General features: G+C 69.8%; 1 protein-coding gene. It reads left to right on the top strand.

Annotated features, from left to right (window positions below; translation table 11 throughout):
* Window positions 1-53 precede the first annotated feature (53 nt).
* A complete protein-coding gene (locus OHS57_RS06205) occupies window positions 54-26,468 on the top strand; it encodes an SDR family NAD(P)-dependent oxidoreductase (protein ID WP_328581297.1) in 26,415 nt (8,804 codons plus the stop codon).
* The last annotated feature ends 26 nt before the right edge of the window (window positions 26,469-26,494 follow it).

Raw genomic sequence — 26,494 nt, 5'->3', positions numbered from 1 at the left:
GACACACACGCTCATCCACCCATATCCCGGTACCGCGAGGAGCACGAGGCAGAATGGCTGAGAACGCCCCCAAACTCATCGAAGCCCTGCGCGCCTCTCTGAAGGAGACGGAGCGTCTGCGCGAGCAGAACCGTCAACTCGCCGGGGCCGCGCGCGAGCCGATCGCGATTGTGGGGATGGCGTGCCGGTATCCGGGTGGGGTGGTGTCGCCGGAGGGTTTGTGGGATCTGGTGGCGGGTGCTCGGGATGGTGTGGGGGAGTTTCCGGCTGACCGTGGCTGGGATGTGGAGAAGCTGTACGACCCGGATCCGGAGAGCCGGGGGACGTCGTATGCCCGGCATGGCGGATTCCTGTATGGGGCCGGGGAGTTCGATCCTGGGTTTTTCGGGATTTCGCCGCGTGAGGCGTTGGCGATGGATCCGCAGCAGCGGTTGTTGTTGGAGACGTCGTGGGAGGCGATCGAGCGGGCGGGGATCGACGCGACCGGGCTGCGGGGCAGTCGGACGGGGGTCTTCGCGGGTGTCATGTACCACGACTACGGCTCGCAGGCGGGCGAGGCTCCGCCGGAGCTGGAAGGTCTGATCGGTACCGGTAACTCGGGCAGTGTGGCGTCGGGGCGGGTGTCGTACACCTTCGGTTTCGAGGGTCCTGCGGTGACGGTGGACACGGCGTGCTCGTCGTCGCTGGTGGCGTTGCACTGGGCGGTGCAGGCGCTGCGCTCGGGTGAGTGCGACATGGCGCTGGCCGGCGGTGTGACGGTGATGGCCACGCCGGGGACGTTCATCGAGTTCTCCCGGCAGCGGGGATTGTCGGTGGACGGCCGGTGCAAGGCGTTCTCGGCGTCGGCGGACGGTACCGGGTGGGCCGAGGGCGTGGGGATGCTCCTGGTGGAGCGGCTGTCGGACGCACGGCGGAACGGTCATCCGGTGCTGGCGGTGGTGCGCGGGTCGGCGATCAACCAGGACGGTGCGAGTAATGGTCTGACGGCGCCGAACGGTCCTTCGCAGCAGCGGGTGATCCGGCAGGCGCTGGCGAATGCCGGTCTTGCCGCTGGTGAGGTGGATGCGGTTGAGGCGCACGGTACGGGGACGACGCTGGGTGACCCGATCGAGGCGCAGGCGCTGATCGCGACGTACGGGCAGGACCGGTCGGAGGACCGGCCGCTGTGGCTGGGGTCGTTGAAGTCCAACATCGGTCACACTCAGGCGGCTGCGGGTGTGGGCGGCATCATCAAGATGGTCATGGCGATGCGGCACGGTGTGCTGCCGCAGACGCTGCATGTCGACGCGCCGTCGCCGCACGTGGACTGGTCGGCGGGCGCGGTCGAGCTGCTGACGGAGGCGCAGCCGTGGCCGGAGGTCTCGCGGGCTCGGCGGGCGGGAATCTCGTCGTTCGGCGTGAGCGGCACGAACGCCCATGTGGTCATTGAACAGGGTGAGTTGACTGGCTCGACGGCGGAGGCTGAGGGTGCGGCTGACGGGCCGGAGCTGCCGCTGGTGCCGTGGATGATCTCTGCCCGAAACGTGGAGGCGCTGCGGGGGCAGGCGGCCCGTCTGCGGGAGTGGGCGGAGGACGCTCCTGAGGCGGATGTCGCTGCGGTGGGTCGGGCGCTGGTCTCGTCGCGGACGGTGCTGGACGAGCGGGCGGTCGTGGTCGGCGCGGACCGGGGCGAGCTGCTGGCAGGTCTGGAGGCGCTGGCGTCTGGGGCGTCTGCTGCTGGTGTGGTGAGCGGTAGTGGTACGGGCCGGAAGCTGGCGCTGTTGTTCGCCGGGCAGGGTAGCCAGCGGCTGGGTATGGGTCGCGAACTCGCCTCCTCGTTGCCGGTGTTCGCCGCCGCCTGGGATGAGGTGTGCGCGGTTCTGGATCCGCTGCTGGCACACCCGGTACGGGACGTCGCTCACGCGGAGCCAGGTTCGGAGCTGGCTGGGCTGCTCAACGAAACCGGCATGACGCAGCCGGCGTTGTTCGCTTTCGAGGTGGCGCTGTACCGGTTGCTTGTCTCGTACGGGGTTGCGGCGGACGTGCTGGCGGGGCATTCGATCGGTGAGTTGGCGGCCGCGTATGTGGCGGGGGTGTTCTCTCTGGAGGATGCGTGCCGTCTGGTGGCGGCGCGTGCCCGGTTGATGCAGGCGCTGCCGAGTGGTGGTGCGATGCTCGCCGTCGCCGCTTCTGAGCCTGAGGTGCTGGCGCTGCTGGAGGGGCGCGAGCGCGAGGTGAGCGTCGCGGCCGTGAACGGGCCTGCCGCTGTGGTGATCTCCGGTGTGGAGTCCGCCGTTGAGGAAATCGGTCAGCTGCTGGCGGGACGGGGGATTCGGACGCGCAGGCTGCGGGTCTCGCACGCGTTCCATTCGCCGTTGATGGAACCGATGTTGGAGGACTTCCGGCAGGTGGCGGACGGTCTGACCTATGCCGAGCCGACGATCCCGCTGATCTCCAACGTCACCGGGCAGCTCGCCGAACAAGGCCAGCTCGCCACCCCCGACTACTGGGTGCGGCACGTCCGTGAGGCGGTCCGCTTCGCGGACGGCGTGACGGCGGCTCGTGCGGCCGGTGCCAGCCTTTTCGTCGAGGTCGGCCCCGACGGTGTCCTCACCGGCCTCGCCCAGCAGACCCTCGACGGCGAAGAGGACGTTGCTCTCGTCCCGGTCGTCCGCAAGAACCGCGACGAGACACGTGCTGTGGTCGAGGCCCTGGCTGCTCTCCACACCCGTGGCGTTCGCGTCGACTGGGCAACATACTTCGAGCCCACCCCCCTTCGTCACATCGAACTGCCCACCTACGCCTTCCAGCACCAGCACCTCTGGCTTGAGTCAGGTTCAGCCGGCGGTGATGTGGGTTCGGTTGGTTTGGGTGTGGTGGATCATCCGTTGTTGGGTGCGGCGACGGAGGTTGCGGGTGGTGGGTCGGTGGTGTTCAGTGGTCGGCTGTCGTTGGTGGGGTTGCCGTGGCTGGCTGATCATGTGGTGAATGGTGTGGTGGTGGTTCCGGGTGCGGTGTTGGTTGAGGCTGCGGTGCGGGTGGGTGATGAGACGGGCGTTCCGGTGTTGGAGGAGCTGGCTTTGCAGGCTCCGCTGGTTCTGTCGGCGTCTGGTGGTGTGCGGTTGCAGTTGGTGGTTGCGGCGCCGGACGGGTCGGGGCGTCGTGGGGTGTCGATTCATTCCCGTGCGGAGGGTGAGTCGGGTGGGGGTGGTTGGGTTCAGCATGCGGAGGGTGTGCTGTCTGCGGAGGTGGGTGTGGCGGGCTTTGATCTGGTGCAGTGGCCGCCGCGGGGTGCTGAGCAGATCGATGTGGGTTCTCTTTACGGTGATCTGGCGGGGTTGGGTCTTGAGTACGGTGAGGTGTTCCGTGGGGTGAGGGCTGCTTGGCGGAGTGGTGGTGAGGTGTTCGCCGAGGTGGCGCTGGCCGAGTGCGCGTTGGGTGATGTGGGGCGTTTCGGTTTGCATCCGGCTCTGTTGGATGCTGCGTTGCATGGTTTGGCGTTTGGTGGGTTTTTGCCGGAGGTGGAGGCGGGGCGCCCGTATCTGCCGTTTGTGTGGAACCGGGTGGCGTTGTATGCGACGGGTGCGACGACGTTGCGGGTGCGGTTGAGCGCTGCGGATGATGGTGGTGTGTCTTTGGCGGTGGCGGATGCCACCGGGGCGCCCGTCGCCGCGATCAACTCCCTCATACTGCGACCGCTTTCCACGGATGCGCTGGCCGCGCCGGGTGGCGGGCTCCGTGACGCGCTCTTCCACCTTGAGTGGACAAGTGTCCAGCTCGACGAAAATCGGGACGGGCAGCGCTGGGCGGTACTGGGGGCCGACCACTTCGGCACCGGGGCCGAGGTCTATCCCAGCCTGGCCGCACTGGCCACAGCGCCCAATCTGGACGACCCCGACGCCCTGCCGCGCTGGGCCCTCGCCACCTGCCCCACCACCAGCCTCGACGCTCCCGACGCCGCACGCGCGGCCACCCATGGCGTCCTCCAGCTCGTGCAGGGCTGGCTCAACCAGCCCCACCTCACCACCACCCAGCTGGTCGTCGTCACCCATCACGCCATCAGTGACACCGACACCTTCATCGACCCGGCGCAGGCGGCGGTGTGGGGGCTCGTGCGGGCCGCGCAGGCCGAACATCCCGGGCGGTTCGTCCTGCTCGACCTCGACGGCGACGCCGCCTCCGTGGACGCGATCAGTCAGGCCGTGACGACCGGTGAGCCCCAACTGGCCGTACGCGCAGGTGAAGTGCGCGTGCCGAGGCTGGCACGGACCGCCGTCTCCGCCACGGACGAGCCGGCGCCGGTCTTCGCACCGGAGGGCACGGTACTGATCACCGGCGGGACGGGTGGCCTGGGCGCGCTCGTCGCTCGTCACCTGGTGGTCGAGCACGGCGTACGTCATCTGCTGCTCGCCAGCCGCCGCGGACCGAACGCCCCCGGCGCCGAGGAACTGGTGGCCGAACTCGCGGGCCACGGCGCCGAAGTGGTCGTCGAGGCTTGCGACGTCACGGACCGTGCCGCCCTCGCCCGCCTGATACGTGACGTGCCCGACAGCCGGCCGCTGACCGGCGTGATCCACACTGCGGGCGTCCTGGACGACGCCACCATCCCGGCGCTCACCACCGTCCGCATGGACACCGTCCTCCGGCCGAAGGCGGACGCGGCCTGGCACCTTCATGAACTCACCCGCGATCTGAACCTGACGGCGTTCGTGCTGTTCTCCTCGGCGGCCGGCGTGCTGGGCACGGCAGGGCAGGGGAACTACGCGGCGGCGAACGCGTTCCTGGACGCGCTGGCGGAGCACAGACTCACCCAGGGCCTGCCCGCCATTTCGCTGGCCTGGGGCCTCTGGGAGACCGGCGGCATGGCCGGTGACCTGGACGAGTCCGTCATCCGCCGCCTGGAGCGCAGCGGTGTCAGGCCCCTGTCCGACGGCGACGGGCTGGCCCTGTTCGACGCGGCACTGCGCCAGGACCGGGCCGCCGTGGTTCCGGTGCGGCTCGACCTGAAGACGCTGAGCGCGGCGGGGGACTACCTGCCCGCGATGCTCCGAGGGCTGGCGCCCGCACCTACGCGCCGGGCGGCTGTCACCGAGGCGGGGACGGCCGGCCTGATCGAGCGCCTGGCGGCCCTCACGACAGACGAACGGGCGTCGGCTCTGCTGGAGTTGGTACGGGGGCAGGTCGCCGTCGTACTCGGATTCGCCGACGGATCGGCGATCGAGCCTCAGCGCCAGTTCCAGGACATCGGGTTCGACTCGCTCACCGCAGTGGAATTCCGTAACCGGATCAACACGACGACCGGACTCCGACTGCCCACCACGCTGGTCTTCGACTACCCCACGCCGGCAGCACTTGCCGAGCACCTGAGCGCCGAACTCCTCGGCACCACGACCGGTGCTCCGGCCGCCGTGGCGACCAGAGCCGTTGACGATGATCCGATCGCGATTGTGGGGATGGCGTGCCGGTATCCGGGTGGGGTGGTGTCGCCGGAGGGTTTGTGGGATCTGGTGGCGGGGGCTCGGGATGGTGTGGGTGAGTTTCCGGCTGACCGTGGCTGGGATGTGGAGAAGCTGTACGACCCGGATCCGGAGAGCCGGGGGACGTCGTATGCCCGGCATGGCGGATTCCTGTATGGGGCCGGGGAGTTCGATCCTGGGTTCTTCGGGATCTCGCCGCGTGAAGCTCTCGCCATGGATCCGCAGCAGCGACTGCTGCTGGAGACCTCCTGGGAGGCGATCGAGCGGGCCGGGATCAACGCGACCGAGCTGCGCGGCAGCCGGACGGGTGTCTTCGCCGGCGTCATGTACCACGACTACGCGACCCAGCTCGGCTCTGTGCCAGGTGAGTTGGAGGGGCTGATCGGTACCGGTAACTCGGGCAGTGTGGCGTCGGGTCGGGTGTCGTACACCTTCGGTTTCGAGGGTCCTGCGGTGACGGTGGACACGGCGTGCTCGTCGTCGCTGGTGGCGTTGCACTGGGCGGTGCAGGCGCTGCGCTCGGGTGAGTGCGACATGGCCCTCGCCGGCGGTGTGACGGTGATGGCCACGCCGGGGACGTTTGTGGAGTTCTCGCGCCAGCGGGGGCTCTCGGTTGACGGCCGCTGCAAGGCGTTTGCCGCAGGTGCCGATGGCACCGGCTGGGGTGAGGGCGTCGGCATGCTGCTCGTGGAGCGGCTGTCGGACGCACGGCGGAACGGTCATCCGGTCCTGGCGGTGGTGCGCGGGTCGGCGATCAACCAGGACGGTGCGAGTAATGGTCTGACGGCGCCGAACGGCCCCTCGCAGCAGCGGGTGATCCGCCAGGCGTTGGCGAATGCGGGCCTGACGACGGCCGATGTCGACGCGGTCGAGGGGCACGGTACGGGGACGACGCTGGGTGACCCGATCGAGGCGCAGGCGCTGCTGGCGACGTACGGGCAGGGGCGATCGGAGGACCGGCCGCTGTGGCTAGGGTCGTTGAAGTCGAACATCGGTCATACCCAGGCGGCTGCGGGTGTGGGCGGCATCATCAAGATGGTGATGGCGATGCGGCACGGTGTGCTGCCGCAGACGCTGCACGTGGACGCGCCGTCGCCGCACGTGGACTGGTCGGCGGGTGCCGTCGAGCTGCTGACTGAGTCCCGGGATTGGGAAGCGTCGGAGCGTCCGCGACGCGCCGGAATCTCGTCGTTCGGTGTGAGCGGCACAAACGCCCATGTGGTCATTGAGCAGGGCGAGTTGGCTGACTCAGCTGTGGAGGCTGAGGGTACGGCTGACGGGCTGGCCCTGTCGCTGGTGCCGTGGGTGATGTCGGCGCGGAACCCGGAGGCGCTGCGTGGCCAGGCGGCCCGTCTGCGGGAGTGGGCGGAGGATGCTCCGGAAGCGGATGTCGCAGCGGTGGGCCGCGCGTTGGTGTCTTCGCGGACGGTGCTGGACGAGCGGGCGGTAGTGGTCGGCGCCGGCCGGGACGAGCTGCTGGCAGGTTTGGCGGCGCTGGCGTCCGGGGCGTCGGCTGCTGGTGTGGTGACCGGCAGTGGTGCGGGCGGGAAGCTGGCGCTGCTGTTCGCCGGGCAGGGGAGTCAGCGGCTGGGCATGGGTCGCGAACTGGCCTCCTCGTTCCCGGTGTTCGCTGCCGCCTGGGATGAGGTGTGTGGGGTTCTGGATCCGCTGCTGGCGCACCCGGTACGGGACGTCGTCCACGCGGAGCCTGGCTCTGAGCTGGCCGGTCTGCTGGACGAGACCGGGATGACGCAGCCTTCACTGTTCGCTTTCGAAGTGGCCCTGTACCGGCTTCTCAGTTCGTACGGCATCACAGCGGACGTACTGGCCGGACACTCCATCGGTGAGTTGGCAGCCGCACATGCGGCCGGGGTGTTCTCGTTGGAGGACGCCAGCCGCCTGGTCGCGGCGCGTGCCCGACTGATGCAGGCACTGCCGAGCGGCGGTGCCATGCTCGCCGTCGCCGCACCCGAGACGGACATTCTCCCGCTGCTGGAGGGCCGCGAGCACGAGGTGAGCATCGCGGCCGTCAACGGTCCTGCCGCCGTGGTGATCTCCGGTGCGGAGTCGGCGGTCGAGGAGATCGGTCAGGTACTGGCCGGTCGCGAGATCCGGACGCGCAGATTGCGTGTCTCGCACGCGTTCCACTCCTCTCTGATGGACCCCATGCTGGACGACTTCCGGCAGGTCGCCGAGAGCCTGACCTACGCCGAGCCGGCGATCCCGGTGATCTCCAACGTCACCGGGCAGCTAGCCGAGGAGGGGCAGCTCAGCACCCCCGACTACTGGGTGCGGCACGTCCGTGAGGCAGTTCGCTTCGCCGACGGGGTGACAGCTGCTCGTGCGACCGGCGCCAGGCTCTTCGTCGAGGTCGGCCCTGACGGTGTTCTGACCGGCCTCGCCCAGCAGACCCTCGACGGTGACGAGAACACCGCCTTCGTTCCCGCTGTCCGCAAAGACCGCGACGAGACACGCGCCGTGGTCGAAGCCCTCGCCACCCTCCACACCCGTGGCGTTCGCGTCGACTGGGCAACGTACTTCGCCCGCACCCCCCTCCGCCACCTCGAACTCCCCACCTACGCCTTCCAGCACCAGCACTACTGGTTGAAGTCCGCCATCACGACCGGCGACGTGACAACCGCCGGCCAGAACGCCATCGACCATCCCCTCCTCACCGCCGCTGTGCCCTCCCCGGACGGCGACCACCTCACCCTCACCGGACGGCTCGCGCTGTCCACCCACCCCTGGCTCGCCGACCACAACGTCCTCGGAAACGTTCTGCTCCCGGGCACCGGGCTGTTGGAGCTGGCGGTTCGGGCCGGGCAGGAGGCCGGGTGCACGGTGCTGGAGGAACTGACCTTGCAGGCACCGCTGATGGTGCCGGCCGCAGGAGGTCTCCAGCTCCAGGTCGTTGTCGGTGGCGCCGATGCCTCCGGCGGCAGGCCCGTGGCGATTCACTCGCGGGAAGAGAGCGACGCGGCCGGGCCGTGGACCCAGCATGCCGAAGGTGTACTGACCAGTGCGGTGCCGCAGTCCGCTGCGGACCTGGAGCAGTGGCCGCCCGCCGGAGCGACCGCGGTCGACGTGACCGGCGCGTACGACTCGCTGCTGGACAGGGGCTACGAGTACGGACCCGTCTTCCAGGGACTGAAGGCCGTGTGGCGGCGTCAGGGCGACGTGTTCGCCGAGGTTGAACTGCCGGAGCAGGCGTTGGCCGATGCCGCGCGCTTTGGGCTGCACCCGGCGCTCCTCGACGCCGCCATGCACTCGCTGCTGCTCGACGGCGGCGACGACCGGAACGGGGACGCGCGCACGGTCCTGCCGTTCTCCTGGGCCGGCGTGAGTCTGCATGCCGCAGGGCCGACCGCCGTACGCGTACACATCTCGGAGTCGCAGGGGAACTCCGTGGCGATGACGATCGCCGACACTACCGGGGCACCGGTCCTGTCGGTCGGATCGCTCGCCACACGGCCGGTGTCCGCCGACCAGCTCGCCGCGGCCAAGGGGCGGACCGACACGCTCTTCCGGATGGACTGGGCCGTGCTCCAGTCGGCGGACGCCGTGACAGCGCACGACCTTGCCGATCTGGAGACGGTGAAGGCGGCGGTCGGCGCGGGCGAGGCCGCGCCCGAAGCCGCGCTGTATGTGGTCGAGTCCGTCGATGCCGATTCGGCTGTTCCGGCGGCGCTGCGCGGGGCCACGTACGGGGTACTGGCGGCGGTGCAGGAGTGGTTGGTGGACGAGCGGTTCGCTTCCTCCCGCCTGGTGGTGGTCACCCGGGGCGCGGTGGCCGTGGACGCGGCCGGGGACGCCGATCCGGTACAGGCCGCGGTATGGGGTCTCGTACGGGCCGCAGAGGCCGAGAATCCGGGCCGCTTCGTGCTCGTGGACGCGGACGTGGACGGCGGCGAGGAGTCCCAGCGGCAACTGCTGTCCGCCGTAGTGGCATCGGGGGAGCCGGAAGCAGCCGTACGCGGTGGCGAGGTGCGGGTGCCACGGCTGTCCCGGGCCGTTGTCTCCGGTGAACGGGATGTGGTGTTCACATCGGAAGAGACGGTGCTGGTGACCGGTGGTACGGGTGGTCTGGGCGCGTTGGTGGCTCGTCGTCTGGTGGTTGAGCATGGTGTGCGTCATCTGGTGTTGGCGAGTCGGCGTGGTGCGGATGCTCCTGGTGCGGGGGAGTTGATCGCGGAGCTGGCCGAGTACGGCACCGAGGTGGCTGTGGTCGCGTGTGATGTGACCGATCGGGAGGCTCTGGCAGGGCTGGTTGGCGGGATGTCCGCTGATCATCCGCTGGCGGCCGTCGTGCATGCGGCGGGTGTGGGTGACAACGGGCTGGTGGGTTCGTTGACGCCGGAGCGGTTGGACGGTGTGTTCGGTCCGAAGGCGGACGCGGCCTGGCATCTTCATGAGTTGACGCGTGAGCTGGACCTCAAGGCGTTCGTGCTGTTCTCGTCCGCCGGCGGGCTGGTCCTCGCGGCAGGACAGGGCAACTACGCGGCGGCGAACGTCTTCCTCGACGCGCTCGCCCAGCACCGCCGGGCGCACGGGCTCGCGGCCACGTCCCTCGCGTACGGCCTCTGGCAGGCTCCCACGGGCATGGCCCAGTTCCTGACCGACGCCGATCTGGAGCGGATGCGCCGCCAGGGTCTGCCGGCGCTGTCCGTGGACGAGGGCCTGGCGGCCTTTGACGCCGGGCTGCGCGCGGACACGGCGACGCTGGTCCCGATACGGGTCGACGCGGTGGCCCTGCGAGCGCGGGGCGACGCCGTACCGACACTGCTGCGCGGGCTGGTGCGCGGTCGCGTACGACAGGCCGCGCGAGCAGGCACCGCACGGGGAGGTTCCTCGGCGCTCGCACAGCGTCTGGTAGGCCTGGATGCAGCCGAACGCACTCGGCTGGTGAGGGACTTGGTACGGGAGAAGGCCGCGTCCGTACTCGGGCACGGCTCGCTGGACGAGGTCCCAGGAGACCGGGCCTTCCGAGACCTCGGCTTCGACTCACTGACCGCCGTGGAACTGCGCAACGAACTCAACGCGGCAAGCGGGCTGCGGCTGCCGGCCACGCTGGTCTTCGATTACCCCACGTCCCATGCCGTGGCCGAGCACATCGCCGCCGAACTCGCCGGAACCGCACCAGGATCCGCATCAACGACGGTGGCCACACGCCTGGCGGACGACGAGCCGATCGCCATCGTCGGAATGGCCTGCCGGTACCCGGGCGGGGTCGCCTCGCCCGATGACCTCTGGCAATTGGTCGTGGACGGCCGCGACGCCGTGTCGGACTTCCCGACCGACCGAGGCTGGGACATCGGGAAGCTCTACGACCCGGAGCCGGGCACACCCGGCAGGACGTACACCCGGCGTGGTGGATTCCTCTACGACGCAGGGGAGTTCGACCCGGGCTTCTTCGGGATCTCGCCGCGCGAGGCACAGACGATGGACCCGCAGCAACGGTTGCTGCTGGAGACCTCGTGGGAGGCGTTCGAGCGGGCCGGTATCGATCCCGGGTCGGCACGTGGCAGCCGTACGGGTGTGTTCGCGGGGTTGATGTACCACGACTACGGACTCGGCGTCGCCCAGGGATCCACCAGCGGCGGAAGCCTCGTGTCGGGCCGGGTGTCGTACACCTTCGGTTTCGAAGGTCCCGCGGTGACGGTGGACACGGCGTGCTCGTCGTCGCTGGTGGCACTGCACCTTGCGGTGCAGGCGCTGCGGTCCGGCGAATGTGACATGGCGCTGGCCGGCGGTGTGACGGTGATGGCGACACCGGGCATGTTCGTGGAGTTCTCCCGGCAGCGCGGTCTCGCTGTCGACGGCCGCTGCAAGGCGTTCTCCGCTTCGGCGGACGGCGCGGGCTGGGCCGAGGGTGCGGGCATGCTGCTCGTGGAGCGGCTGTCGGACGCTCGGCGGAGCGGTCACCCTGTGCTGGCCGTGGTGCGCGGCTCGGCGGTCAACCAGGACGGTGCGAGTAATGGTCTGACGGCGCCGAACGGTCCGTCGCAGCAGCGCGTGATCCGGCAGGCGCTGGCCAACGCCGGTTTGACGACGGCCGATGTCGATGCCGTGGAGGCGCACGGTACGGGTACGACGCTGGGTGACCCGATCGAGGCGCAGGCCCTGATCGCGACATACGGGCAGGACCGCCCGGAGGACCGGCCGCTGTGGCTCGGCTCGGTGAAGTCGAACATGGGACATGCGCAGGCAGCCGCCGGCGTGGGCGGGGTCATCAAGATGGTGATGGCGATACGCCACGGACTGCTGCCCAAGACCCTGCACGTCGACGAGGCATCGCCGCACGTGGACTGGTCGGCAGGGGCGGTCGAACTCCTCACCGAGGCACGGGAATGGCCGCAGAACGGCCACCCGCGTCGCGCGGGCGTCTCGTCGTTCGGCATCAGCGGGACGAACGTCCACGTCATCGTGGAACAGCCAGCTCCCGTCGGTGAGTTGGAGAGCGCGGACGTCCCGGAGACGTCACCGGACCTCTCCCTTGTGCCGTGGACGGTCTCGGCCAACGATCTCGACGCGCTGCGCGACCAGGCGGACCGGCTCCACACCTGGGTGGCGGCCCGTCCTGAGCTTGCACCGGCGGATATCGCCCGGACGCTTGCCACGGGGCGCGCGCTGCTTGACGAGCGGGCGGTTGTGGTCGGTGCCGACCGGGACGAGCTGCTGGCGGGTTTGGCGGCGGTGGCGTCCGGGGCGTCTGCTGCTGGTGTGGTGACGGGCAACGGTACGGGTGGGAAGCTCGCGCTGCTGTTCGCCGGGCAGGGGAGTCAGCGGCTGGGCATGGGCCGCGAACTGGCCTCGTCGTTCCCGGTGTTCGCTGCCGCCTGGGACGAGGTGTGTGCGGTTCTGGATCCGCTGCTGGCACACCCGATACGGGACGTCGTCCACGCGGAGCCTGGCTCTGAGCTGGCAGGTCTGCTGGACGAGACCGGGATGACGCAGCCGGCCCTGTTCGCCTTCGAGGTGGCGCTGTACCGACTGCTTGTCTCGTACGGCATCACCGCCGACGTACTGGCCGGGCATTCCATCGGTGAGCTGGCAGCCGCACATGTGGCCGGGGTGTTCTCCCTGGAGGACGCCTGCCGCCTGGTCGCGGCGCGTGCCCGGCTGATGCAGGCGCTGCCGAGCGGTGGTGCGATGCTCGCCGTCGCCGCACCCGAGGCAGAGGTGCTGCCGCTGCTGGAAGGCCGCGAGCATGAAGTGAGCGTCGCGGCCGTCAACGGGCCTGCCGCCGTCGTCATCTCCGGCACTGAATCGGCCATGGACGACATTGGCCAGGTGCTGGCCAATCGGGACGTCCGTACCCGCAGGCTGCGTGTCTCGCACGCGTTCCACTCGCCGTTGATGGCCCCGATGCTGGAGGACTTCCGGCAGGTCGCCGAGAGTCTGACCTACGCCGAGCCGGCGATTCCGCTGATCTCGAACGTCACCGGTCAGCTCGCCGAGCTCGGCCAACTCACCACCCCCGACTACTGGGTGCGGCACGTGCGTGAGGCCGTTCGTTTCGCGGACGGCATCACCGCAGCTCGTACGGCCGGCGCCACATTGTTTGTCGAGGTCGGTCCGGACGGTGTTCTCACCGGCTTGGCCCAGCAGTCCCTCGACGGTGACGAGAGTGCGGCGTTCGTTCCCGCCGTCCGTAAGGACCGTGACGAGACACGGGCCGTGGTCGAGGCCCTGGCCACCCTGCACACCCGCGGCGTACGCGTCGACTGGACGCCCCACTTCGCGGCCGCCCGGCACCGTCCTGTTGAGCTGCCGACCTACGCCTTCCAGAGGCGGCGCTACTGGGTCGAGTCCGGTGTGGTCAGCGGCGACGTCGCGACGGTCGGGCTCAGCGCGATCGAGCACCCGTTCCTCGGCGCGGCGACGGAACTGCCGGGTTCGGCGGGGTTCTTGTTCACCGGGCGGCTGTCGTTGGCGGCGCAACCGTGGTTGGCGGACCACGCAGTCAACGGAACGGTCATCGTGCCGGGCGCCGCGCTCGTGGAGTTGGCGGTACGGGTCGGCGACGAGATCGGCTACCCGGTGCTGGACGAACTGACCCTCCAGGCTCCGCTCGTCGTGCCCAAAGGTGAGAGCGTCCAGCTCCAGTTGGCGGTCACTGCGGCCGAGTCCGACCGGCACGAGGTGACGATCCACTCGCGTGCCGAAGGCAGTTCGGGCGAGGAGAGCTGGACCCGGCACGCCACGGGAGTGCTCGCCGAGGTCGCTCCCGCGCGCCCCTTCGACATGGTGCAGTGGCCCCCGAAGGACGCGCAGCCGGTCGACGTGGCGGACCTGTACGACACCCTTGCCGGACTGGGCCTGGAGTACGGGAAGACCTTCCAAGGGCTGACGGCCGCCTGGCGCGACGCCGAGGTGGTCTTCGCCGAGATCACTCTGCCCGAACAAGCACACGCGGATGCCGAGCACTTCGGCATTCACCCCGCCCTCCTGGACGCGGCCTTGCACAGCATGGCGCTCGGCGACTTCCTGCCGGAGGTCGAGGCCGGACGACCGTATCTGCCGTTCGCCTGGAACCGGGTCGCGCTGTACGCGGCGGGCGCGACCGCGCTCCGCGTACGGATCGCCCCCGCCGGCACGCACGGCGAGGTCGAGCTGGCCATCGCCGATGCGGCGGGTGCGCCGGTCGCCGAGATCGGCTCCCTCGCCATGCGACCGGTGTCGCTGGATCAACTCGGCACCACCGGTGCCCACCATGACGTCCTCTACCAACTGGACTGGAAGCCGGCGCCGGTTGCTGCTTCTGCGGCGGACGTGCGATGGGCCGTCGTAGGCACGGACGGTTTCGGCACCGGAGCACCTGTCCATGCGGATCTGGTGGCGCTGGCAGAAGCCGCCGAGGTTCCGGAGTATGTGCTGCTGACGCTGCCGGCCACGGTTGGTGACGTCCCGGAGGCGCTGCGCGAGGCCACGCACGGCGTACTGGCGGCGGTGCAGCAGTGGTTGGTGGACGAGCGGTTCGCGTCCTCTCGCCTGGTGCTGGTGACGCGTGGTGCGATGGCGGTGGACGCGACCGGGGACGCCGATCCGGTACAGGCCGCCGTGTGGGGTCTCGTACGGGCGGCGCAGGCGGAGCAGCCGGACCGGTTCGTGCTGCTGGATCTGGACGACACCCCCGCGTCCGTCGATGCGATCAGTGACGCCCTGGCAACCGGCGAGTCCCAACTGGCCTTGTCCGGCGGTGAGGTGCGCGTACCGCGTCTGGCACGGGCTGCTGCTCCCGGGACGCACGACCTGGCGCCGGTCTTCACACCGGAAGAGACGGTGCTGGTCACCGGTGGTACGGGTGGTTTGGGCGCGTTGGTGGCTCGGCGTCTGGTGGTTGAGCATGGTGTGCGTCATCTGGTGTTGGCGAGTCGGCGTGGTGCGGATGCTTCTGGTGCGGGGGAGTTGATCGCGGAGCTGGCCGAGTACGGCGCTCAGGTGGGTGCGGTCGCGTGTGATGTGACCGACCGTGAGGCTCTGGCGGGGCTGGTTGGCAGTGTTTCCGCTGATCATCCGCTGGTGGGTGTGGTGCATGCGGCGGGTGTGGGTGACAACGGGCTGGTGGGTTCGTTGACGCCGGAGCGGTTGGACGGTGTGTTCGGTCCGAAGGCGGACGCGGCCTGGCATCTTCATGAGTTGACGCGTGAGCTGGACCTCAAGGCGTTCGTGCTGTTCTCGTCCGCCGGCGGGCTGGTCCTTGCCGCCGGTCAGGCACCGTACGCTGCGGCGAACGTCTTCCTCGACGCGCTCGCTCAGCACCGCCGGGCACACGGGCTCACGGCCACGTCCCTCGCGTACGGCCTCTGGGACACGGACACCGGTCTCAGCCAGTGGCTGACCAAGGTCGACCTTGAGCGCATGCGGCGCCAGGGGCTGCCGATGCTGTCCGTGGACGAGGGCCTGGCGGCCTTCGACGCCGGGCTGCGTGCCGACACAGCGACGCTGGTGCCGATACGGGTCGACGCCGACGCCCTGCGGGCGCGGGGCGACGGCGTACCGACACTGTTGCGCGGGCTGGTGCGCGGTCGCGTACGGAAGGCGGCAAAGCCGGGAGCGGAGACGGGCGCCGGCAGCTCGGTGCTGGCGCAGCGCCTTGCCGGGCTGGACGCCGAGGAACGTGCTCGGACCCTGTCGCACCTGGTGCGCGAGGAGATCGCCGCCGTACTGGGCCACGACTCGGTGGACGCCGTGCAGCCGGACCGGGCGTTCCAGGAGCTGGGATTCGACTCGCTGACCGCCGTCGAACTGCGGAACCGGCTGAACGCCCTGTCGGGGCTGCGGCTCCCGGCGACACTGGTCTTCGACTATCCGACGTCGCGTGCCGTGGCGGACCACCTCGACCAGGAGCTGGGCGGAACAGCCGCCGATGCCGGGCCCGTTGCCTCGGCCACGACATCGGTGGACGACGAGCCGATCGCGATCGTGGGGATGGCCTGCCGCTACCCGGGCGGGGTGGTGTCGCCCGAGGATCTGTGGGACCTGGTGGTCCAGGGCAAGGACGCGATCGGCGACTTCCCGACCGACCGTGGCTGGGACTTGGAGAAGCTGTACGACCCGGACCCGGCGAGCCGGGGAACGACGTACACCAAGCGCGGTGGATTCCTCTACGAGGCGGGCGAGTTCGACCCGGGCTTCTTCGGGATCAGCCCGCGTGAGGCGCTGGCGATGGACCCGCAGCAGCGGCTGCTGCTGGAGACGTCCTGGGAGGCGATGGAGCGGGCGGGTCTCGACCCGGCGGGACTGCGGGGCAGCCGTACCGGCGTCTTCGCCGGCGTGATGTACCACGACTACGCCTCGCATCTCACCTCCGTGCCCGCGGAGTTGGAGGGTCTGATCGGTACCGGAAACTCAGGCAGTGTGGCGTCGGGCCGGGTGTCGTACACCTTCGGTTTCGAGGGTCCCGCGGTGACGGTGGACACGGCGTGCTCGTCGTCGCTGGTAGCACTGCACCTCGCGGCGCAGGCGCTGCGGTCCGGCGAGTGTGACATGGCGCTGGCCGGCGGGGTCACCGTGATGGCGAGGCCAGGCACCTTCGTGGAGTTCTCGCGGCAGCGAGGGTTGTCGGTCGACGGCCGCTGCAAGGCGTTTGCCGCAGGTGCCGACGGCACCGGCTGGGGCGAGGGCGTCGGCATGCTGCTCGTGGAGCGCCTGTCGGACGCCCGGAAGAACGGTCATCAGGTGCTCGCGGTCGTCCGTGGGACCGCGGTCAACCAGGACGGCGCGAGCAACGGCCTCACGGCGCCGAACGGTCCGTCGCAGCAGCGGGTGATCCGGCAGGCGCTGGCCAACGCCGGTCTGACGACGGCCGATGTCGACGCCGTGGAGGCGCACGGTACGGGCACGGCGCTGGGTGACCCGATCGAGGCACAGGCGCTGCTGGCGACGTACGGGCAGGACCGTCCGGAGGACCGGCCGCTGTGGCTGGGCTCGGTGAAGTCCAACGTCGGCCACACCCAGGCCGCGGCCGGCGCTGCGGGCATCATCAAAATGGTGATGGCGATGCGGCACGGTGTGCTGCCGCAGACGCTGCATGTGGACGCGCCGTCGCCGCACGTGGACTGGACGGCGGGCGCGGTCGAACTCCTCACCGAGACAAGGGAATGGCCGGACGCAGCACGGGCACGCCGGGCCGCCGTCTCATCGTTCGGGGTCAGCGGTACGAACGCGCATGTGGTGCTGGAAGAGGCTCCTGCGGAGGCTTCCGGAGTGGTGGTTCCCGCGGAGCCGATTGCTGTTGGCGGTGTGGTGCCGTGGGTGATGTCGGGTCGTTCCGCTGGTGGGTTGCGCGGACAGGCCCGGCGGCTGGGCGGGTTGGTGGGTGTGGAGTCCGTGGTGGATGTGGGGCACTCGTTGGCCGTGTCGCGTGGGGTGTTCGAGCATCGCGCGGTGGTTGTGGGCGGCGGGGATGCGGAGTTGCGTGACGGTGTGGCTGCGCTGGCTGAGGGTGTGCCGTTCCCTGGTGTGGTGGAGGGAGTGGCCGGCTCGGCTGGGCGTGTGGTGTTCGTCTTCCCTGGCCAGGGGTCTCAATGGGCAGGCATGGCCGTGGAGTTGCTGGACTCCAACGAGGTGTTTGCCGCGCGGCTGAGTGAGTGCGAGCGGGCGCTGAGTCTTTACGTGGACTGGTCGTTGACCAGGGTGTTGCGTGGCGACGTAGATGCGCCGGGGCTGGACCGGGTGGACGTCGTGCAGCCGGTGTTGTGGGCGGTGATGGTGTCGCTGGCCGCGGTGTGGGCTTCGGTGGGTGTGGTGCCGGACGCGGTGGTGGGTCATTCGCAGGGCGAGATCGCTGCTGCCGTTGTGGCGGGTGGGTTGTCGTTGGAGGACGGTGCGCGGGTGGTGGCTCTGCGCAGCCGGGCGCTGGTCGGACTGTCAGGGCGTGGGGGCATGGTGTCGGTCCCGCTTCCGGCGGACGCGGTGGAAGAGCGCCTGGCATTGCTGGGCGGGGCCGTGTCGGTGGCGGCGGTGAACGGCCCGTCGTCGACGGTCGTGTCCGGTGACGCGGGACTGCTGGACACGCTGGTCGCCGACTACGAGGCGGAAGGCGTACGGGCACGTCGTATCGAGGTGGACTACGCCTCGCATTCCGCTCACGTGGAGACGATTGAGGCGGAGCTGCTTGACGTACTGGGCCCGGTCAGGCCGCAGGCCGTTTCGGTGCCGTGGTATTCGACGGTGCGGCAGGAGTGGCTGAGCGGCGAGGAAGCGGATGCCGCGTACTGGTACCGGAACCTGCGGGGCACGGTGCAGTTCGGTCCGGCGATCGAGGCGCTGGCCCGTGAGGGTTTCCGGTTCTTCGTGGAGTCCAGCGCGCATCCGGTGGTGAAGATCGGCGTCCAGGAGAGCCTGGAGCGCGCGGGCGCCGGTGACGCGGTGGTGGTGGGGACACTGCGCCGGCAGGAAGGCGGCATGGCCCGCTTCCTGACGTCGGCGGCCGAGCTGTGGGTACGTGGCGCCGAGGTGGACTGGAAGGCGTTCTTCGCCCCGGCCCGGCCCCGGATCGTAGACCTGCCCACGTACGCCTTCCAGCACGAGCGCTACTGGCTCCAGTCACCCGTCGGCGGTGGCGACGTGGCGAGCTTCGGCCTGCGGGCCACCGGGCACCCCCTGATCGGCGCGGCAACCGGACTGGCCGGCGGCGAGACACTGGTGCTCACCGGCCGGCTGTCGCTGAAGGCACAGCCGTGGCTCACGGATCACCGGGTCAACGGAACCGTCCTGCTCCCGGGAGCTGGTCTGGTCGAGCTGGCGATCCGCGCGGGTGACGAGGTGGACTGCGGGACGCTGGAAGAGCTGACCCTCCAGTCCCCGCTTGTCGTGCCGGAGAGCGCGGAGGTCCAGCTCCAGCTGACCGTCGGCGCGCCTGACCGGGACGGGCGGCGCGAGCTCGCCATCTACTCCCGCACGGACGAAAGCGCCGCCGGAGCGGCGGCGGACGCGCCGTGGACCCAGCACGCCGCCGGCATCCTGAGCGATACGGCCATCAGCGCACCCGCAGCGCCCGCCGTCTGGCCGCCGGAGGATGCGGAGGCCGTGGCGCTGGACGGGCTCTACGACGATTTCGCCGAGCTGGGACTCGGCTACGGCCCGGCCTTCCGGGGGCTCCGGACCGCTTGGCGCAAGGGTGGCGAGGTCTTCGCCGAGGTGGCACTCCCCGAGGAGGGAGCAGCCGAAGCGGCCCGGTTCGGACTCCACCCGGCGCTCTTCGACGCGGCCCTGCACGCGATCAGCCTCGGCGGCTACGTCGAGGACGCCGAGCCGGGACGCCCGTACCTGCCGTTCGCCTGGGGCGAGGTCGCCCTCCAGGCGGCAGGCGCAACGAAGCTGCGGATCCATGTCTCTCCGACCGGATCCGGCGCGGTGTCGTTGACCATGACGGACACCGAGGGCCAGCCGCTGGCAACCGTGGGCTCGCTCGCGGTACGCCCGGTGGCGACCGGGGAGCTGGGCGCGGCAAGCGCCGCCGGGCACCACAGCAAGCTTTTCCAGTTGAACTGGTCGGTGGCGGATGCGGCACCGGGCACCACGGTGGCTCCGGCGTATACGGAGCTGTCGGATCTCTCGGAACTGGCAGTTGGTGATGTTCCGGACTATGTGCTGCTGAGGCTGCCTGAGCCGACATCCGCAGGGGTGCCGGACGCGGCCCGCGCGCTGACGCATCACGTGCTGGGTGCCGTACAAGAGTGTTTGGTGGACGGGCGGTTCGCCGCATCGCGTCTGGTGGTGGTCACTCAGGGTGCGGTGGCCGTTGATGCGGCCGGGGATGCTGATCCGGTACAGGCCGCGGTGTGGGGTCTGGTACGGGCCGCGCAGGCGGAGCAGCCGGACCGGTTCGTACTGCTGGATCTGGACGAGGATCCTGAGTCTCTTGGTGCGGTCGGTTACGCGCTGGCGACCGGTGAGCCACAGCTCGCGATCCGTGCGGGCGGGATACAGGTGCCTCGGCTGACCCGGGCCGTCGTGCCCAGCTCGGACGCGACGGTGTTCAGGCCGGACGGCACGGTGCTGGTCACCGGTGGTACGGGCGGTCTGGGTGCGCTGGTGGCCCGGCATGTGGTGGTGGAGCATGGTGTGCGCCATCTGCTGTTGGCGAGCCGCCGTGGAGCGGATGCGCCTGGTGCCGGCGAGCTGATCGCGGAACTGACCAAGTACGGCGCCGAGGTTGATGCGGTTGCCTGCGACGTCACCGACCGCGACGCCGTCGCTCACCTCATCGCCTCCGTACCCGCCGACCATCCGCTGACCGGTGTGATCCACACCGCCGGCGTCCTGGACGACGCCACGATCCCGTCCCTCACCCCCGACCGGATGGATACGGTCCTGCGGCCCAAGGCGGACGCCGCCTGGCACCTCCACGAACTCACCCGCGACCTCAACCTCACCGCCTTCGTGCTGTTCTCGTCCATGGCAGGCGTCTGGGGCAGTGCCGGACAGGCCAACTACGCCGCCGCGAACGCCTTCCTCGACGCACTCGCCCACCACCGTCACACCCAGGACCTGCCCGCCACCTCACTGGCCTGGGGCCTGTGGGCGGGCGGCGGCATGGTGAGCGAGCTGGACGAGGCCGATCTGCGACGACTGGAGCGCTCGGGAGTTCAGCCGCTGTCGCCGGCGGACGGCCTCGCGCTGTTCGACGCCTCCCTCCGGTCCGCCCACTCCACGCTCGTCCCGGTGGGGCTGAATCTGAAGACCCTGGGTGCACGCCCTGAGCTTCTTCCGCCGCTGCTGCGCGGGCTGGTGGGCCGTTCCGCCAGGCGCATGGCAGCGAGTGGTGCCGAGGGCGAGGCCACACTGAAGAGGCGGCTCACCGCGCTGGACGCCGGCGCGCGGAAGTCCCTGCTGGACGAGCTTGCGCGCGGCCAGGTCGCCGCCGTCCTCGGCTACAAGGACGCCTCGGCCGTCGAAGCCACCCTGTCCTTCCAGGAGTTGGGATTCGACTCGCTGATGGCAGTGGAATTCCGCAACCGCCTCAACGAGGCGACCGGGCTGCGGCTCCCGGCCACGCTCATCTTCGACTACCCGACGCCGCTGGCGCTCGTCGATCTCCTGACCGAGGAACTGCTCGGTACGCAGGACGCGGCACCGGTGCCCACCCTGCGACCGGCGTCACATGACGAGCCGGTCGCGATCGTCGGCATCGGCTGCCGCTTCCCGGGTGGGGTGATGTCGCCCGAGGGGCTGTGGGACCTGGTTTCCCAAGCCAAGGACGCGGTGGGCGAGTTCCCGACCGACCGTGGCTGGGACCTGGAGAAGCTGTACGATCCGGACCCGGCGAGCCGGGGCACGACCTACGCCCGGCACGGCGGATTCCTTTACGACGCGGGCGAGTTCGACCCGGCATTCTTCGGGATCAGCCCGCGCGAGGCCTTGGCGATGGACCCGCAGCAGCGCTTGCTGCTGGAGACCTCCTGGGAGGCCATCGAACGCGCGGGACTGGACCCGGTCGACCTGCGCGGCAGCCGGACCGGTGTCTTCGCGGGTGTGATGTACCACGACTACGTCTCCCAGGCGGGCGAGCTGCCCCCGGAGCTGGAAGGTCTGATCGGCACCGGCAACTCGGGCAGTGTGGCCTCGGGCAGGGTGTCGTACACCCTCGGGCTGGAAGGTCCCGCGGTCACCGTCGACACGGCCTGCTCCTCCTCGCTCGTCGCCCTGCACCTCGCGGTGCAGGCGCTGCGGTCGGGTGAGTGCGACATGGCACTGGCCGGCGGGGCGACCGTCATGGCCACCCCGTGGACGTTCATCGAGTTCGCGCGGCAACGCAACCTCTCCGTGGACGGCCGCTGCAAGGCGTTCGCGACGGAGGACGGCGGAGTCGGTCTGTCGGAGGGCGCGGGCATGCTGCTCGTCGAACGGCTCTCCGACGCCGAGCGCAACGGGCACAGCATCCTGGCGGTCGTGCGCGGGTCGGCCGTCAACCAGGACGGTGCGAGCAACGGTCTGACGGCGCCGAACGGTCCTTCGCAGCAGCGCGTCATCCGGCAGGCTCTTGCCGACGCCGGTCTGGCCGCGTCGGACGTGGACACGGTGGAGGCGCACGGGACGGGTACGGTGCTCGGCGACCCGATCGAGGCACAGGCCCTCATCGCGACGTACGGGCAGGACCGGCCGGACGATCAGCCGCTGTGGCTGGGCTCGGTGAAGTCCAACCTCGGTCACACGCAGGCCGCCGCAGGTGTCGCGGGCATCATCAAGATGGTGATGGCGATGCGGCACGGTGTGCTGCCGCAGACGCTGCATGTGGACGCGCCGTCGCCGCACGTGGACTGGGCAGCCGGCGCGGTGGAACTCCTCACCGAGGCACGCGAGTGGGGCGGTCAGGACCGTCAGCGCCGGGCCGGGGTCTCCTCCTTCGGGATCAGCGGGACGAACGCGCACGTGATCATCGAGCGGGCCCCGGCATCGGAGCCGGGCACAGCACCCGAAGGCCGTACGGAACTGCCGCTGGTGCCCTGGATGGTCTCGGCCCGGGACGGCGAGGCACTCCGCGATCAGGCCGCCCGACTTCGTGACTGGTTCGCGGAGCACCCGGAGGCGCACATCGCGGACGTCGGCGCCGAACTCGTCTCTTCCCGCTCTCTGTTGGAGCGGCGCGCGGTCGTCGTGGGCGCGGATCGTACGGAACTGCTCGCCGCCTTGTCGGCCTTCGCCGACGGGCAGGCCAGTCCTTCGGTGATCGAAGGCGGGTCGGAGCGGCCCAGGGGCGGGAAGTTGGCGCTGCTGTTCGCGGGACAAGGGAGTCAGCAGCTGGGTATGGGGCGCGAACTGGCTTCGTCGTTCCCGGTGTTCGCTGCCGCGCTCGATGAGGTGTGTGGGGTTCTGGATCCGTTGCTGGCACATCCGCTGCGGGATGTGGTTCACGCGGAGCCGGGTTCGGAGTTGGCTGGGCTGTTGGATGAGACGGGGATGACGCAGCCGGCGTTGTTCGCTTTCGAGGTGGCGCTGTACCGGTTGCTGGTCTCGTACGGGGTTGCGGCTGACGTGCTGGCGGGGCATTCGATCGGTGAGTTGGCGGCCGCGTATGTGGCGGGGGTGTTCTCGTTGGAGGATGCGTGCCGTCTGGTGGCGGCTCGTGCCCGGTTGATGCAGGCGCTGCCGAGTGGTGGTGCGATGCTCGCCGTGGCCGCTTCTGAGGCTGAGGTGCTGCCGTTGCTGGAGGGGCGCGAGCACGAGGTGAGTGTCGCGGCCGTGAACGGTCCTGCCGCTGTGGTGATCTCCGGAGTGGAGTCTGCGGTCGGGGAGATCGGGCAGCTGCTGGCGGGTCGGGGGATCCGGACGCGCAGGCTGCGTGTCTCGCACGCGTTCCATTCGCCGTTGATGGACCCGATGCTGGACGACTTCCGGCAGATCGCCCAGGCCCTCACCTACCACGAGCCGACGATCCCGCTGATCTCGAACGTCACCGGGCAACTGGCCGAGGAGGGGCAGCTCAGCACTCCCGACTACTGGGTGCGGCATGTGCGTGAGGCGGTTCGTTTCGCGGACGGCATCACCGCAGCTCGCACGGCGGGCGCCACGCTGTTTGTCGAGGTCGGTCCGGACGGTGTTCTCACCGGCCTGGCCCAGCAGACCCTCGACGCTGACGAGACTGCGGCGTTCGTACCCGCCGTCCGCAAGGACCGTGACGAGACACGAGCTGTGGTCGAGGCACTGGCCACGCTCCACACCCACGGTGCACACGTCGACTGGACGACGTACTTCGCCGGCGTCCACCCCCAGCACCTTGAACTCCCCACCTATCCTTTCCAGCGGCAGCGGTACTGGCTGAAGTCCAGGGCTGCGGCCGGTGATATGGGTTCGGTTGGGTTGGGTGTGGTGGATCATCCGTTGTTGGGTGCGGCGACGGAGGTTGCGGGTGGTGGGTCGGTGGTGTTCAGTGGTCGGCTGTCGTTGGCGGGGTTGCCGTGGCTGGCTGATCATGTGGTGAATGGTGTGGTGGTGGTTCCGGGTGCGGTGTTGGTTGAGGCTGCGGTGCGGGTGGGTGATGAGACGGGCGTTCCGGTGTTGGAGGAGCTGGCTTTGCAGGCTCCGCTGGTTCTGTCGGAGTCTGGTGGTGGTGTGCAGTTGCAGTTGGTGGTTGCGGCGCCGGACGCATCGGGGCGTCGTGGGGTGTCGATTCATTCCCGTCCCGAGGGCGAGCAGGATGGGGGCGGTTGGGTTCAGCATGCGGCGGGTGTGCTGTCCGGGGAGGAGAGTGTGCCGGGCTTTGATCTGGTGCAGTGGCCGCCGCGGGGTGCTGAGCAGATCGATGTGGGTTCTCTTTACGGTGATCTGGCGGGGTTGGGTCTTGAGTACGGTGAGGTGTTCCGTGGGGTGAGGGCTGCTTGGCGGAGTGGTGGTGAGGTGTTCGCCGAGGTGGCGCTGGCCGAGCCGGCGTTGGGTGATGTGGGGCGTTTCGGTTTGCATCCGGCTCTGTTGGATGCTGCGTTGCATGGTTTGGCGTTTGGTGGGTTTTTGCCGGAGGTGGAGGCGGGGCGCCCGTATCTGCCGTTTGTGTGGAACCGGGTGGCGTTGTATGCGACGGGTGCGACGACGTTGCGGGTGCGGTTGAGTGCTGCGGATGATGGTGGTGTGTCTTTGGCCGTGGCGGATGCCACCGGGGCACCCGTCGCCGCGATCAACTCCCTCATACTGCGCCCCTTGGCAGCAGATCAACTCGCCGCAGCTGGAGGTGGGTTGCGTGACGCTCTCTTCCAGTTGGACTGGCTGGTGGCGGATGCCGCACCGGGTAGCGCGGTCGCTCCGGCATACGCGGAGCTGCCGGACCTGTCGGAGGCGGGTGACGTACCGGACTATGTGCTGCTGAGGCTGTCTGAGCCGACATCCGCAGGGGTGCCGGAAGCGGCCCGCGCGCTGACGCATCACGTGCTGGGTGCCGTGCAAAAGTGGTTGGTGGATGAGCGGTTCGCCGCTTCCCGTCTGGTGGTCGTCACTGAGGGCGGGGTGGCCGTGGACCTGTCCGGGGATGCTGATCCGGTACAGGCCGCCGTGTGGGGTCTCGTACGGGCCGCGCAGGCCGAGCAGCCGGACCGGTTCGTACTGCTGGATCTGGACCACGACCCCGCATCCACCAACGCCATCGGCAGCGCACTGGCGACCGGTGAGCCGCAGCTCGCAATCCGTGCGGGCGGGATACGGGTACCCCGCCTCACCCGGGCCGTCGTGCCCAGCCCGGAAGGGACGGTCTTCACGCCGGACGGCACCGTCCTGGTCACCGGTGGCACCGGCGGACTCGGTGCCCTGGTCGCCCGCCGTCTCGTCACCGAACACGGCGTACGCCACCTGCTCCTCGCCAGCCGGCGCGGACCCGACGCCCCCGGCGCCGACGACCTCCTGGCCGATCTCACCGCGCACGGGGCCCAGGTCACCGCCACCGCGTGCGACGTCACCGACCGCGCCGCCCTCGCCGCACTCATCGCCTCCATACCCGCCGACCACCCACTGACCGGAGTCATCCACACCGCCGGTGTCCTGGACGACGCCACGATCCCGTCCCTCACCCCCGACCGGATGGACATCGTCCTGCGGCCCAAGGCGGATGCCGCCTGGCACCTCCACGAACTCACCCGCCACCTCGACCTCACCGCCTTCGTGCTCTTCTCCTCCGTCTCCGGCACCCTCGGCGGCGCCGGACAGGCCAACTACGCCGCCGCCAACGCCTTCCTCGACGCACTCGCCACCCACCGACACACCGAGGGTCTGCCCGCCACCTCACTCGCCTGGGGACTGTGGGAAACCGGCGGCATGACCGGCCAACTCGCCGACACCGACCTCCGTCGTCTGGAGCGCACCGGCATCAGCCCGCTCACACCCGACGACGGCCTCACCCTTTTCGACAGCACGATCGCAGGGGATCGAGCCGTCCTCGTACCGGTCCGGCTCAATCTCAGGACCCTGGGCGCGGCAGCGGATCGGCTGCCGGCGGTGTTCGGCGCACTCGTCCGCAAGCCCGCCAAGCGGGCGACGGCCGGCGGGGCGGAAGCCGCGGGGCTGGCCGATCGGCTCGCCGCTCTGGATCCGGGCGAGCGGCAGTCGGCGGTGTCGGACCTGGTACGGGGCCAAGTGGCCGCCGTACTCGGCTTCGCCGACGCATCCGCGATCGAGTCCCAGCGGCAGTTCCAGGAACTCGGCTTCGACTCGCTCACCGCGGTGGAGTTCCGTAACCGGATCAACACGGCCACCGGACTCTCCCTCCCGGCGACGCTCATCTTCGACTATCCGACCCCGATCGAGCTGATCGACCACCTGGTGGGTCACTTCGACGGAGCCGAGGACGAAGAGGCCGGCATCCTCCGGATCTTCGCCGAACTGGACCGGATCGAAAGCTCGATGGCCGGTCTCACGCAGGAAAGCGCAGCACGCACTCGGCTCGCCGCACGTCTCAAGACGGTCCTGTCGAGCCTCAACGACAACGGAGAGCAGTCCGGCAAAGCAACGGTGGCCGACCAGATCGACTCGGCCACGGACGACGAGATGTTCGCCTTCATCGACAACGAGCTTGAAATCTCTTGACGTGTGCACTGGCTGAGAAGGGTTAC

This window comes from Streptomyces sp. NBC_00370, from assembly GCF_036084755.1.
Lineage (GTDB): Bacteria > Actinomycetota > Actinomycetes > Streptomycetales > Streptomycetaceae > Streptomyces.
This window is presented reverse-complemented; position numbering and strand designations above follow the sequence as displayed.